Genomic DNA, 14126 nt, shown 5'->3' with positions numbered 1-14126 from the left:
GAGGGACTGAACCCTCTGATTACATAGAAATCTCTGCAAAGAGAAATCTTGGAAAGGAGGGCAAACTTATGAGTGATTTCGAAATGCTCTCCATCGTTTTGATGATACTTGGTATTGTCGTTACGATCTTGATAGCGTATATAGATCACACAAAAAAGTAACCGCCCCTCAGCCAAAGTGTGCGGTTACTTTTTTGTAACTAATTCATTTTTGGACTAACCGCTTATCGGTAGTGCCTATTTCTATACTTATATTAGCAAAGTAAGATGAGGATGTCAAATCGTTTAAATCAGTCCGCTGAAAAATTCAGAAATTTCCGAGTCAAAAATTTTGCTGAGCGCAACAAGCTCGCTGATTTTGATATTCATTCGGTTGGTTTCAATTTTGGCATAGGTGCTTTTGGATATTTCAATTCCCATGAGCTGAAGGCGGGCGATTACCTGATCTTGCGTCATATTTGAAGCTTTTCTTAATCGTTGGATATTATGGCCGATATCCATATCCGGTCTGAGTTTCTGCATATCTGTATAACTCCTGAAAATTCGTAATAAAGAAATATATCTTGATTGTATGCAGTATTGAGATTATAATGTTTCGTAATAGAGAAATGTTTCGTAATAGAGAAAGGATGGGCAGAACATGCATGTAGATAAAATATTTGAGAGAGCAACAATCAGGGGAGTTGCGGATTATCTTCTGTTTGGCCTGGGACCGGATGAAGATGACAGGAGTTATGAGGAACGGCTGGATGAGATTTATATGAGATTTGAAAAGACTGTGGGAAAGTATGATGAAAACCCGACTTCAGAATTGCTGGATCTGTGTAATGAACTCAGCAGCGAGACGGCCAGCGTGTATATGGAGATTGGACTGCAGGCAGGAATATTGCTGATGGTGGATATGGTTAGGAATATAGAAAGAAAGATAACACCGGAAAAGAAAATAGTATAAGTGTTACTATAAATTGGCTATCTGATATGATAAGATAATAATAAGAATTAGAATTTGCAAAAAGGCAAATATAGAAGGAGGATGTAAGTATATGAAAAAGAAATTATTAGTTTCGGCACTTTTGTTTGCGATGGGGGCTAGTGTATTGACCGGATGTGGCGGAGGAGAAAAACAAGAAGAACCTGAAGAAATTGTTTATCTTGAGGAATCAGAAATCGATAGTCTTTTTACAAATCCAGAAGAATATGTCGGCAAATATGTAAAATTAAGCGGGCAATTACTGGATGCACCGGAAACAGACGGTGAGACGACGGCAATTCAAGCATGGCATGACGTTGAAAATTATACGCAAAATTTTATTGCTCATACTGATGCAGCAGATGGAATTCAGAATCAGGATTATGTTTGGGTTGACGGTAAGATTGATGGAACATTTTCTGGAGAAAATGCTTTTGGTGGCAGTGTTGAGTGTCCGCTTATTGTTGATGCAACAGTAACAAAAGGATCTTATATGGAGATTGTTGTTCCTACAATAGCGGAAATAAGTCCTGCGGTTAGTCAAGATCAAAATGGAATAGTAGTAACGGTAGATAAAGTGGAATATGCTGAAGATGAAACAAGAGTGTATGTTACGATTAATAATGGAACAGATTACAATTTTTCATGTGGAACATATTCGGCCAAGTTACTTATAGATGGAAAACAAATGGATCAGGATACTATGAGTCAGACACTTTATAACAGTCCTGAACTTTCAGAGCTGTCTTATGAAGTTATGGCTGGAACAAGTTCTTCAGGAACGCTCATTTTCCCGGCAATCGAACAGGGAGTTGCTTTCCAGTTTATATTACCGGATGCATATAGTGATAATTATGATTTGATGTTTACAAATTATATGATTGATGTTCCTGCACAATAAGGACTGGGAGATGAAATGAATAAAAAGAAAATAACCATCGCTGTTGTTTTAGTAATAATAGTAGCTGGCATCTCAGGCATTCTGTTTTATATGTGTTATCATAGATGGGACAACGCCACTTGTACTACGGCTAAAACGTGTAGTATATGTGGCAAAACGGAAGGCGAACCATTAGGGCATAAATGGACAGAAGCGACATGTGAAGAACCGCAAATATGTAGTGCTTGCGGGGAGGCGAAAGGGACAGCCTTAGGACACAAATGGGAAGAAGCTACTTGTGAAATGCCTAAAATATGTAGCGTATGTGGTAAAACGCAAGGGGAAGCTTTAGGACATGTTTTAGAAGAGTATACAGTAGTAAAAGAAGCCACATGTAGTGAACAAGGAGAAAAAGAAGCTGTTTGTTCACGATGCCAGAAGACTATAGTGGAAACTATTGATAAAGTAGAACATACTCCGGGAGAATGGGAAGTAAAAGAAGATTATAGTATTTCAGCACAAGCAATTATAACTCCTGGAAAGCAGATTAAAAAATGTACTGTTTGCAACAAAGAATTAGAATCGAAAGAATATACGGTAGAACTTTCAACCAGTCAGAGAAATGCGGTTCTAAAAGCGTATCAAGAAATACAAAATTGGCATTGCGGACGTGATTTTTTAATCAATGATGTGTTGGTTGGATTTGATGGATATTCGATAGAAGATGCCACGTTTGCTGTGGATCATATAGATGTTGATTGGGACTATCAGGCTATTCTTTACGCAAAAGAGAATGGCGTTGGAGAATCGGAAAGCCAAATAACAGAGATGATGCAGTATTACGGTTTTAATCAGGATCAAATTGCTAAAGCATTAAAGGAAATTGGGTATTAGCTTTATAATCAATATTATTTTTATAAAATCCAAAGATTACATGTTGCTTTGGAAAGATATGTTCTAAGTATAAGGAGGAAAGTGGTATGCCAGATGTGTGTCCAGAATGCGGTGGAGATATCATTATAACTGAAGATTGGGATGAAGGTGTATGCTATTATGAATGTACAGATTGTGACTATTCAGAATATGCATATGATATTGATGAAAATTATGTTCCAGAAGGTTGTGCTGCATGTGGAGGTCCATATCCTCAGTGTAAAACAAGTTGCAAAATATTTGATGATTAATAGGTTATGTGATTATCGTTGTATTTAGAAAATAAAAGAGAAAGCGTAGGGGTGAAAAATGAGCTTTTTTGAAAGTTTATTGGATGCTTTGTCTAATAAGGATTATTCTGATGGAGTTAAATGCCCGGTATGTAATGCATGCGCCTACTGGGATGAAGATGAAGCGCTTTGGGTTTGTTCTTCGTGTGGATACGAAATTCATGGCGACCAGTTGCAGTTAGATAAACATGGGAATGTTGAAAAAACATTAGAGATTGACTGGTACTGTGATGAGTGCGGTGCATATTTAAACGATCAATTGAATTTTAATCCATATGATAATGAATGGACATGTACAGAATGTGGATATGTTAATGACATTACCAAGGATAATGTTTGGTAAAGAATAGGAGCGATAATTATATATGGATAAAAGAGATGTTGAAGAATTTATTGAAGAGATGGAAGAAATAGGTGACGTGTGGCAGGAAGAAGATGTTGAGCGAGTTTATGGAGAATACACTCTAGCAGAGGCATTGGCTGATAGGAAAGCATCAATAGGATTTTTTGGAGATATTATTTCTAAAGTGTTAAACCGGTAACAGGGGATTTGTGAAGAATGAAACGGGTTGAAAGAAACTAATTAGAGAGGTGTCCTCAATCGCATTCAGTCTTCGACGGTTTGTAACGCATCTGCAACAAATCCCTGTAGAATCCCCGTATTTCCGCCATTTTCGGTTACCCAAACGTTAATCAAATACAACAGCATACGCTTCACAACGCCGCAAGGCGATGCATGGCCTCTCAGGACATTTGTTCTGGGAGGCTTTTTGATTTTGGTATCTTTCCATGCTATACTAATCCTGCAAAGAAAAAACACAACAGCGCAATCAGGGAGGAACTCAATTGAAATTTTTCCATCTCTCAGACCTTCACATCGGTCTGAAGCTTATGAACCGTGATCTCAAAGAAGATCAGGAATATATTTTACAGCAGATTACAGACATTGCCCTGCGCGAGCAGCCGGACGCGGTTGTCATAGCGGGAGACATTTATGACAAAGCGGTTCCGTCGGCGGAGGCGGTGGAAGTGTTCGATCATTTTATCGAAGGGCTGACATCCGCGCTCCCCGGGACGCGGATCATGCTCATCAGCGGGAATCACGACAGCGGTTCCCGCTTAAACTGTTTCCGCAGTGTTCTCTCGCGGCAAAATGTGTACATGATCGGTCTTCCTCCGAGAACAGAGGAGGAACACATCGAGCGGGTGGTTCTGTCTGACGAGTACGGCGACGTGAACTTTTATCTCCTCCCCTTTGTCAGGCCGTCTATGGTCCGGCTCGTTGTGGGGACGGATGATAACGGAAACAGCCTGTCTTACAATGACACACTGTGCCGTCTGATCGAGCGGGAGGAGATTGATGATTCACAGAGAAATGTGATTGTCAGCCATCAGTTCTATCTTCCGAAAGGGAAAAATGCAGAAGAAGTGGAGCGGATGGATTCGGAGATCCGCACGGTCGGAAATATCGATGAAGTGTCGGCAGACATATTAAAAGCGTTTGACTATGCGGCGCTTGGCCATATCCACAAGCCGATGAAAGTGGGAGGCGAGCTGTGCCGGTACTGCGGGACTCCCCTTGCCTGCTCTGTCAGCGAGGCGGGACAGCAGAAGGGAATCATTTCCGTCGAGATGGGAGAAAAAGGTGATGTGAGGACAGAAGTGATTCCTCTTACGCCGCTCCGTCAGATCCGTGTTGTCAGGGGCAGCCTTGGAGAGGTGCTTGAGCAGGCATGCGCCGATTTTACGACAGTGATTCTCACTGACAAGGTAGATCTGGATGTGCTTGACATGCAGGACAGGCTTCGCAGTGCGTTTCCATTCCTTCTGGAAATTCGCAGGGAAACAGAGAGGACAGCGGATTACAGCGCAGAATATGTCCCGGAGGAGGAGCTGGATCCTTTCGAGCTGTGCTGTTCTTTCCTGAAAAATGTAAATGCGGAAGAAGAGGAGCTTCTGCGCGATGTGATCAATACAGTACAGGAGGGAATGTGAGATGAGACCGCTGAGACTGACAATGCAGGCATTTGGCTCCTACGGGCAGAAGACGGAGATCAACTTTGAGAAGACGAATCAGAATCTGTTTCTGATTACCGGGGATACAGGTGCGGGCAAGACAACCATCTTTGACGCGATTGTGTTTGCGCTCTACGGCGAGGCCAGTTCCGGTACGAACAGGAAGGACGGAACAGAACTCCAGAGCCAGTATGTGGAGTCCGGGGTGGAACCGTTCGTGGAACTTGTCTTTTCTGAGGGAAACGACTCTGTTGCGGAGAGAGCTGTGTATATGGTCCGCCGCGTTCCGAGACATTTCCGGCCGCTGAAGAGGGGGAAAGGCCTGAAAGAAGAGAGTGGAAGTGTCTCTCTGATCCTGCCGGACGGTACGGAATACCCGCCGAAAGAGACAGACCGGAAGCTTGAAGAGATAGCAGGGCTTACGAAAAGTCAGTTCAGGCAGGTGGCCATGATTGCGCAGGGAGAGTTTATGGAAGTTCTCCGGGCGAAATCAGACGACAAAAAAGTGATCTTCCGAAAACTGTTTCACACGGAGATTTACGGGAAAATCGTGGAAGAACTTGCACGCAGGAGAAAGGAAAAACAGCAGGAGATCGCCCAGATCCGGACTGTGTGCCAGACAGAAGTGTCTCATGCGGCGGTGCCGGAGACGTGGGAGCGGGCGGAAGAGATTACGGATCTTAAGAGACGCATTACAGGTTCTGACAGACTCTCCGTGGTGGAGATGGAGCATTTTCTGGATGAACTGTCTGCACTTTGCGATTCGCTGAAAAAGCAGTATGACAGTGCATCTGAAGTGTATGCTAAGGCGAACGCGCAATACCTGGCAAAGCGGGATGAATGTACAGAGGGGATGCAGCTGATTGCCCGGTTTGAGGAGCTTGAGCAGGCACGGAGGGAACTGGATGAATGTCTTCAGGCAGAGCCGGATATGAACGCGGCAGCGGAGCTGGCTGTACAGATTGACGATGCATATCAGATTCAGGCTGTTTACCGCAGATATATGGATTCTGTCCGCGCAGCAGAGGAGACGAAACAAAGGCTTTCCGAGCTGGAAAAATCATATCCCAATCTTGTGGAGAAGCACAGAGAAAGAAGAGAAGAAGCGCAGGAAAAAGATGAAATCTGCAGGCTTGAGACGGCGCAGTTCACGAAAGTTGATGAGCGGGTCGAAAACGCGCTTGGCGTACTGCGCAGAATTAAGAAAATGCGGAACGAGGAGGCGGATTCTGTCCGGCGCTGCAAAGAAGCGGAGCAGGCGTCTGCCGAAGCAGGGAAAGCTCTGCAGCAGTGTGAGAAAAACGAGCGGGAATGGCGGCAAAAGACTGAAGAACTGTCCGGAACGGAGGCTGCTTATGAACGGTGGCAGGCGAAGTGTGCAAAGGCGGATGAGACTGCGGCGGATATCACGGCGGCAAAAGAGGCAGAGAACGCTGCGGCAGAACAGCGTGAGGCAGCAGAAAAAACGGGACAGGCTTTTGCCCGTGCAAGCAGTATTTATGAGGAGAAGCACGCGGAGTATGAATCGGTGAGGAGAATCTTTCTCAACACACAGGCCGGGTTTATTGCCCGAGAACAGCTGAAGCCGGGGCAGCCATGCCCGGTATGCGGCTCTCTTGAACATCCGCATCCATGCGAACTCGATGAGGAACACCGGGAGATTACGAGAGAATCCCTCGATAAACTCGGTGAAGAGGTGAACCGTCTGAGAGCAGAACAGGAGAAGGCTGCGTCTGCCTCACAGTCGGCCCAGGCCCTGCTGCAGGAAAAGGAAAGAAACAGGGAGGAAAAGGTTCAGAAGCTCTGGCAGAGATTTAAGGACAGCGGTGACATCTCTGCTATGCAGAAGGACAGAGAAATCTCCGCAGCGGAAGAGCGGCTGTTGCTCTGGCGGCAGTCTCTTGACCGGGAGGGCAGGAGACTTGCAGAAGAGATTAAGATCCGGAAAGAACTTCAGAAAAACCTGCTGGGAATAGAAGGGAAAAAGGCGGAGCTGAAAACGTTGTCCGAACAGGCGGAGCAGAGCCTGGTTGAGGAAATGACGAAGCTTGCTGGGATTCGGGCGTCTCTGTCTGAACTTGAGGATTCCCGGGAGTATGAGGATGAAGAGCAGGCAGCGGCAGCAAGGCAGAGCGCTCTTGAGAAGAAGACCCGTGCAGAGAAAGAATACCGCCGGGCGCAGGAAAAAGAGCAGGAGGCAAAATCAGCGAAAGAGAACGCGGAGACTCTGATGGAGCGTTACCGGGCAGAAATCCCTGTTCAGGAGAAAGAGAGTGCGGACAGAAAGTATGTGTACGAAAATCAGATGGAAGAAAAAGATCTGTCGGAGCAGGAATGGAAAGCGCTGACCGGAAAATATGAGCAGGCGGAAACCGCTGCGCTTCGGGAACGGATCGACAGCTACCGCCAGAAAAAAGCGGCTGCGGCAGGCAGGATAGAACTGGCTCAAAAAGTGATAAATAGCCGCAGGCGTCCGTCGGCGGATGAACTGACCGCTGCCAGAGACGGCGCAAAAGAACGGATGGAGAAAGCGCAGGAGCATCAGGAGAAGATCAGAGAATATCTGCGGTCGGACGAAGCGGTATACCATGCCCTCAGGCCGGTTATGGAAGAGCGGGGAAAGGTTATGGCAGAGCACAAGCGGATCGATGACCTTTACAGTCTGCTCTCCGGAAATGTAACCGGCTCACGTATGGATATTGAGACGTTTGTGCAGCGCTATTATCTGGAACAGATTCTGCGCGCGGCGAACCGACGTTTCAGCGAGATGTCGGCAGGGCAGTTTGAACTGCGCATGTGCGATATCAGTCAGGCTGGAAAAGGAAAGAACCGCGGGCTTGATCTGATGGTTTATTCGACAGTGACCGGAAAAGAGCGTGAGGTGCGAACTCTGTCCGGAGGAGAGTCGTTTATGGCGGCGCTTTCTCTTGCGCTTGGGATGGCGGACCAGATTCAGAAGAGCGCTGCGTCCGTTCATCTGGACATGATGTTTATCGATGAGGGGTTTGGATCGCTGGACGAACACTCCAGGGGAAATGCAGTCAGGATTCTCAAAAATATGGCAGGCGGATCAAGAATGATCGGAATTATCTCTCATGTGACAGAGCTGAAGCAGGAGATCGAAGATCAGCTGATTGTCAGCAAAGATGAGAGAGGAAGCCATGTGCGCTGGCAGATCAGCTGACACTGCGCTTAGGAAGATCGATTGACATTGTGCTTGACAGATCAATTGACACACTCTTGCCAAACAAGTGAGTCGGATGATACAATACATAATATTATATGCGTGAAACGTGAACAACTGTATATCTGAAAGGAAGAAAGATGAGAGGAAAAGAAGCAGTGCGCCGTGCCTTCGCCGAGGGTTTTTATACGGAGGTGGCTCTGTTTCCGGTGTATGTTTCCGGATCACTGCCGGACACTGTCGAAGAGCGGAACAGCGGACAGCGTAAGGCAGCAGGCAGCGGCAGAAAGGCCCGCCCGGAGGAGATGCCGGAAGAGTACAGGGCTGCATCAGACGCGCCGGGGATTCTGCCAGAGTCTGACTGGAGGAAGAAAAAGGGGCTGGAGAAACTGTTCTCTCCGGGATTCTTATTAAAGGATGAGAATCAGGACGGCCTTGCGGACAGGCTTGACGCGGTGATCGGTATTCCGGAGAACCCTGACAGCCCGACGCTTGCAGCGGCGTGTAATCTTGCGTTTCGTCTCGGTATGGAGACGACCGCATACTCCGGCACTTTAGTACGTTATATTGAAGAAGTGAAAAAGGGCCTCGAACCGGAAAATATAATTTATTTTGAAGATGCGCCGCAGTGCGGTATTTTTTACGAGGAAGACGGGGACTCGAAACGGGTGAAAATCGCCGGGAGAGGACGTGAACTTGAGACATTTGTCTCAGATCTCTGCGGAGGATTCCCCATGCAGCCTCAGGGAAGAGAGTGGGAGAGTGTCCTCAGAGAGCTGACGGATACGTTCTGCGCCCGGAATGAAGACGGGGAGCTTCTCGCCGCTGTCATTGCGGCAGAGGGAAAGAAAAAGGCAGATGCCTACGTCTCGCCCTGGCTTGCGCAGAAGTGGGAAGAGACAGAAGACCGGGAGTGTGGATCCGAAGAGCACGGATCCGGAGAGTACGGATCTGGATGGAAGGGTTCCCTGACAGATGTAATCCGCTTTCATAATTACAAATCGGGAAAGAAGATTTACGAAAAGAGTTATCCTCTTTCCTGGGAAAAAGAAGTCCTGGAAGGACTCCTCGATGAAAAGCTCTATCCGTTGCTGCATGAGGGGGATGAACTGATCCTCGAGGCGGCTTTGAGTGAAGATGAGGATGTGCGCAGGGAGCTGGAAAAGGCGGTCTGCACACAGGCAGAGGAAAAAGGTGCCCGGATCGGAAAATGCCGGGTGCTCTGCGCGTACAAGCAGGGGTATTCCTGGATTAGGGAAGAAGTGCTTCCGGTGCTGGAAGAAAAGAGGGCTGTCCGGGTGGAGACGGCATTTCGTCCCTTCCTTCCGGAGGGAGCGGAAGAAAGGGACGAAGAAAACGGGGCACTTCCGTCTTACAACAATGTGGGAGCGGGAAATCCGGAGGCGTGGTATGATCTTCCGATCCGTTTCCTTCAGGAACTCTACCCCATAAAAGATGAGATCGTAAGGCGTCTTGGCACAGACAGCGGAAATGTGCTCTTCCGCCGCCTTGAAAAAGAAGAAGCCGGAGCGGCGGATCAGAGAGCCGAAGGGGCTGAGGCTGAGCCGACTTATCTGTGTACCGCCTGGGACGCCGCGGGAAAAGAAGTTTTTCGCGGGACGTACAGGACGGCGTACTCGGAGCGCCCGTATCTGGACGCGTTTCCGGATATGGGAAAGGTCCATCCGTCCACCGGTTATGTGCGCGCATTTATCAATGGAAAATGCGTGCTGGATGAGCGGATCTGCACGGATCTGGAACAGATATGGGACGTCTACCAGCGCAGTGTGCTTCCGGACTGCATGAATTATATCGAAAGCAGACACCCGGGAGGAGTCCATCCTGCGGACCAGCCTCTTTTTTCAAGTCTGGTTCTGGAAGTTGAAGCCAGTGAGCCGGATGAGAAACTGGATTCCAGAGAGGATCTGATCTCGTCACTGGATGCGCTTCACGAGGATCTGTACTTTGTGGGCTCGGACTATTTTAAAAATTACGGACTGAGAAAGAGCGGAGAGATTCTCGATGCTCCGGGACTGATTCTCCCGGTGATCCGGAAGAAAAAGGGAAGACCGCAGTTCCGGGTGGTTCTCTATGACCGGGAAAAAGACGGATTCTGTGTTGAGACGGAGGACGGCGTCTGGAAGCCGACGCGCCGGAGGGAAGAGACAGAGCTCTTTATGGAATCGCTCACAGTGGAAAACGGGCAGAACGTGGTGACACTCCGGACAAATGTCCCGCCGGACTGTGCGGAGAAACTGGCTGAGCTTATCCGAGGGGGAATGAATGAGACATGTGCAGCGCTCTCGGGCGTTGATATTCTGCGATTGAGAACGGCATCTGACTTCAGCGTGGAGGTGCCGGTTGTCCCGTGGTGTGAGCCGGAGAAAAACCTCTCCATCACAGAGATTGATCTGATGGAAAATCAGGTGATCGGTTACCGGGATTACCTGAAAATTATCAGCAGACTGAAGCATGTGCCGGGCATCTCCGTATTCCGTGCCGGGGTTTCCTACGAGGGAAGAGAGATCTATGCTATCGAGCTTCTCCCGCGGGATAAAGGGTATGTGTCGAGGACAAAGCGTCTGACGTCGCATCCGTCGCTTATCATCAACGCGCGGCACCATGCCAACGAAGTATCCTCCACAAATGCGGCGTTCCTGCTGCTTAGGAAAATTCTGACAGAGGATCAATACAGAGACCTTCCGGATCTGCTGGATCTGATTCTGATCCCGGAGGAAAATGTGGACGGCGCGGCTCTTCATTATAAGCTGCAGAAAGAGAATCCGTACTGGAAGCTTCATGTGGCGAGGTTCAATGCAGTGGGAAAAGAGTTCTACAATGAATACTTTCACGAGGACACGATCCACACAGAAGCGTATGGGTTTACGAGACTGTGGCAAAGAGCGCTTCCCGATATTGTTGTGGACAATCACGGAGTGCCGACCCATGAGTGGGAACAGCAGTTTTCGGGGTATACTTCGCCGTCATACAAAGGGTTCTGGCTGCCGCGGTCGCTTTTGTACGGTTATTTCTGGTATGTCTCTGATCCGGAATACCGGAGCAGCTATGCGGTGAACAAAGCCATGGAGGACATCATCGCGGATGCGGTGGGCGAAGTTCCCGAGATGGCGCGGTGGAACCGGGAGTGGGCGGAACAGTTCGAGACATATGCTCATGCATGGATGCCCGGGCTGTTTCCGGCAGACTACTATAAAGAAATGATCAATTACTGGATCCCGTTTCAGAGCGATCCGGGACACCGGTATCCGTCAATCCGTTTTCCGTGGATCACCACGGTGGCCTACACAAGCGAGGTGGCGGATGAGACCGCGCAGGGGGAATATCTGAACCTGTGCGCAGGGACCCATGTGGTCCATGATGAGGCAACAATCCGGATGCTTACGGAAAAATGCATCTGTGTTGTGGACGAGAAATTCAGCGAAGACGGAGAAAATATGGAGCTGAAAATGATCCGCAGACGTCCGGTTGTGATAGATAAATAAAGAGGAATGGAGGAAAAACAAATGGAGTATTTGAAATTGATCGGTATTCTCATCGTAATCGTGGGATTTGCGCTGAAGAAAGACTCGATCCTGATTATCGCCTGTGCCGCAGTTGTGACGGCGCTGGTAGGAGGACTTGGCGTGGAGGGGCTTCTGACTACGCTTGGCCAGTCCTTTGTAGACAACAGAAGTATGGCGATTTTCATTATCGTAATGCTTGTAACCGGAACGCTGGAGAGAAACGGACTGAAACAGGCAGCCGCAGATCTTATCGGAAAGGTGAAAGGGGCATCGGCAGGTATGGTAATCGGCCTGTACGGTGTGATGAGAATGATTTTTGCGGCGTTTAACGTAAGTTTCGGCGGTGTGGCCGGATTCGTCCGTCCGATTATCATGCCGATGGCGACCGGAGCTGTCGAGGCTTCCGGGAAAAAGCCGAACGAGGAGCACGTGGAGCAGTTAAAGGGAATGGCGTCCGGTATGGAAAACATTACATGGTTTTTTGGGCAGGTGCTGTTTGTGGGCGGTTCAGGAGCGCTTCTTGTACAGTCTACTTTAAGCTCTCTCGGATATGAGACAAACCTTCTGGATCTGGCGACCGTGGAGATCCCGATCGGAATTATCGCGCTTATTGTAGGAATTGTTTACTATTATCTGAAAGACAAAAAACTTACAAAAAAATACTATGGCAGTGAAGGAGGAAAGAAATAATGGCTTTTTTTACAGATCCTTCCATCACCATAGGAACAAAGATGCTTGAAGTCATCTATATTTTTATGGGACTCATGGCAATCTATACAGGAGTGAAAAATTTACGCGACAAGGAAAATCCGTCTCCGGCAGGTACGTGTATCTTCTGGTCGGCTCTCGGTATTGTGATCGCGTTCGGACGCTGGATTCCGGCGGCTGCCAACGGCGTTATCATTATTATTATGATTATTCCGGCGATCCTTCAGAAGGTGAAAATCGGAAAGGTTTCTGCTCCGACAGAAAAAGAAGTGGATGGAAATTACAAAAAGATCGGAATGAAAATATTCATCCCTGCTCTTATGATCGGTATCTGTGCGATTATTTGTGCGCTGATTCCGTCAATCGGAGCTCTGACAGGATGCGGACTTGGTGTGATTCTGTCTGCTGTTATTCTGGCTTTTTACTCCCGGGACAACAAGCCGAAAGTATTTTTAAATGACTCTGAGCGTCTGCTCTCCTCTGTGGGACCGTTAAGTATGCTTCCCATGCTTCTGGCGAGTCTGGGAGCCATATTTACCGCAGCGGGTGTCGGCGACGTAATTGCCGGCATTGTGGGAAATGTAATCCCCGCGGGAAATGTAAACGTAGGAATCGTAGTCTTTGCGATCGGCATGATGCTATTTACGATGATTATGGGAAATGCGTTCGCGGCAATTACTGTTATGACTGTCGGCATCGGAGCTCCGTTTGTGCTTGCATACGGTGCAGACCCGGTAGTGGTCGGTATGGTGGCGCTGACATGCGGTTACTGCGGTACACTCTGTACGCCGATGGCGGCGAACTTCAATATTGTTCCAGTGGCCATGCTTGACATGAAAGACCGCATGGGCGTAATCAAAAATCAGGTGCTGCCGGCACTGATTATGATCGTAGTGCAGATCGTGTACATGATCGCGCTGAAATAAAGTCTGACAGGCTGCAGGCTTTGCAGTCTGTGAAAGGAGAGAAAGACAATGAAAGTATTAGTGACAGGTTTCGATCCCTTTGACGGAGAGAGTGTAAATCCCGCGTTTGAGGCGGTAAAGCTCCTTCCGGATAAGATTGCGGATGCGGAGATTATCAAACTTGAAATTCCGACGGTGTTTACCCGCAGTGCGGAAGTGGTTGAGAAAGCGATTGAAGAATATCAGCCGGATATCGTCCTCAGCATCGGGCAGGCGGGCGGACGGTCATGCGTCACAGTGGAAAAAGTAGCGATCAATCTTGCAGAGGCGCGGATCCCGGATAATGACGGCGAGCAGCCCCTTGATCAGGCTCTCCGTGAAGACGGCGACACGGCGTATTTCGCAACCGTTCCGGTAAAGGCTATGGTGGCAAATATGAGAAAACACGGAATTCCGGCGCATATTTCCTACACAGCCGGCACGTTTGTGTGCAACAGTGTGATGTATCATGTGCTCTATCTTCTGGATAAGAAGTTTCCGGGAGTGCACGGCGGTTTCATCCATGTTCCCTATGAGAGCAGCCAGGTGGTGGATAAGCCAAACGGAACTCCGTTCATGCCCGTTGATCAGATTGCCAAAGCGCTGGAATATGCCATTGAGGCAGCGGTAAAAGGTGAGACAGGAGAAGAAGTGGTAGCCGGGGAGACACATTAGTGT

Annotated in this window: 13 protein-coding genes; 12 read left to right on the top strand and 1 reads right to left on the bottom strand. The window is 48.1% G+C overall.

All coding sequences use genetic code 11. The annotated features are described in order from the left end of the window. Window positions 1–284: 284 nt before the first annotated feature. Complete coding sequence (locus tag LKD70_RS11700; RefSeq protein WP_076779142.1) at window positions 285–521, bottom strand: helix-turn-helix domain-containing protein; 237 nt, start codon at window positions 519–521, stop codon at window positions 285–287. A 118-nt stretch (window positions 522–639) separates the two neighbouring features. Between LKD70_RS11700 and LKD70_RS11695 the strand changes: the two genes are divergently transcribed. From LKD70_RS11695 to pcp, 12 genes are all read left to right on the top strand, one after another. Continuing rightward, the gene (locus LKD70_RS11695; protein WP_087252735.1) at window positions 640–951 is read left to right on the top strand and encodes a hypothetical protein; all 312 of its coding nucleotides are present in this window, start codon (window positions 640–642) and stop codon (window positions 949–951) included. A gap of 91 nt (window positions 952–1042) precedes the next feature. Then, on the top strand, window positions 1043–1870 hold the full coding sequence (locus LKD70_RS11690; protein WP_227708211.1) for a hypothetical protein: 828 nt from the start codon (window positions 1043–1045) through the stop codon (window positions 1868–1870). Between the two features lie 15 nt (window positions 1871–1885). Next, window positions 1886–2743 carry a hypothetical protein gene (locus tag LKD70_RS11685; protein ID WP_227708210.1) on the top strand — a complete coding sequence of 286 codons (858 nt, stop codon included), beginning with the start codon at window positions 1886–1888 and terminating at the stop codon, window positions 2741–2743. An 86-nt stretch (window positions 2744–2829) separates the two neighbouring features. Continuing rightward, window positions 2830–3033, top strand: coding sequence for a hypothetical protein (locus LKD70_RS11680; RefSeq protein WP_087252738.1), 204 nt, complete (start codon window positions 2830–2832; stop codon window positions 3031–3033). Between the two features lie 58 nt (window positions 3034–3091). Then, complete coding sequence (locus LKD70_RS11675) at window positions 3092–3415, top strand: Sec23/Sec24 zinc finger-containing protein (RefSeq protein WP_087252739.1); 324 nt, start codon at window positions 3092–3094, stop codon at window positions 3413–3415. 22 nt (window positions 3416–3437) lie between these two features. Further along, complete coding sequence (locus LKD70_RS11670; RefSeq protein WP_227708209.1) at window positions 3438–3614, top strand: hypothetical protein; 177 nt, start codon at window positions 3438–3440, stop codon at window positions 3612–3614. A 304-nt stretch (window positions 3615–3918) separates the two neighbouring features. Continuing rightward, window positions 3919–5067, top strand: coding sequence for an exonuclease SbcCD subunit D (locus tag LKD70_RS11665; protein WP_227708208.1), 1149 nt, complete (start codon window positions 3919–3921; stop codon window positions 5065–5067). 1 nt (window position 5068) lies between these two features. Further along, window positions 5069–8272: an AAA family ATPase gene (locus tag LKD70_RS11660; RefSeq protein WP_227708207.1), complete on the top strand. Its 3204-nt coding sequence runs from the start codon at window positions 5069–5071 to the stop codon at window positions 8270–8272. A 140-nt stretch (window positions 8273–8412) separates the two neighbouring features. Continuing rightward, window positions 8413–11775: a M14 family metallopeptidase gene (locus LKD70_RS11655; RefSeq protein ID WP_227708206.1), complete on the top strand. Its 3363-nt coding sequence runs from the start codon at window positions 8413–8415 to the stop codon at window positions 11773–11775. Between the two features lie 21 nt (window positions 11776–11796). After that, window positions 11797–12486, top strand: a complete 690-nt coding sequence (locus LKD70_RS11650; RefSeq protein ID WP_227708205.1) for a DUF969 domain-containing protein — start codon at window positions 11797–11799, stop codon at window positions 12484–12486. After that, window positions 12486–13430, top strand: coding sequence for a DUF979 domain-containing protein (locus tag LKD70_RS11645; RefSeq protein WP_227708204.1), 945 nt, complete (start codon window positions 12486–12488; stop codon window positions 13428–13430). The genes LKD70_RS11650 and LKD70_RS11645 overlap by 1 nt, the downstream gene beginning before the upstream one ends. 48 nt (window positions 13431–13478) lie before the next feature. After that, window positions 13479–14123: a pyroglutamyl-peptidase I gene (gene pcp / locus LKD70_RS11640; protein ID WP_227708203.1), complete on the top strand. Its 645-nt coding sequence runs from the start codon at window positions 13479–13481 to the stop codon at window positions 14121–14123. Window positions 14124–14126: the final 3 nt, after the last annotated feature.

It is taken from the genome of Ruminococcus turbiniformis, assembly GCF_020687545.1.
Lineage (GTDB): Bacteria > Bacillota > Clostridia > Lachnospirales > Lachnospiraceae > Mediterraneibacter > Mediterraneibacter turbiniformis.
The sequence above is the reverse complement of the archived record's forward strand: the minus strand, read 5'-3'. Positions and strand labels throughout refer to the sequence as shown.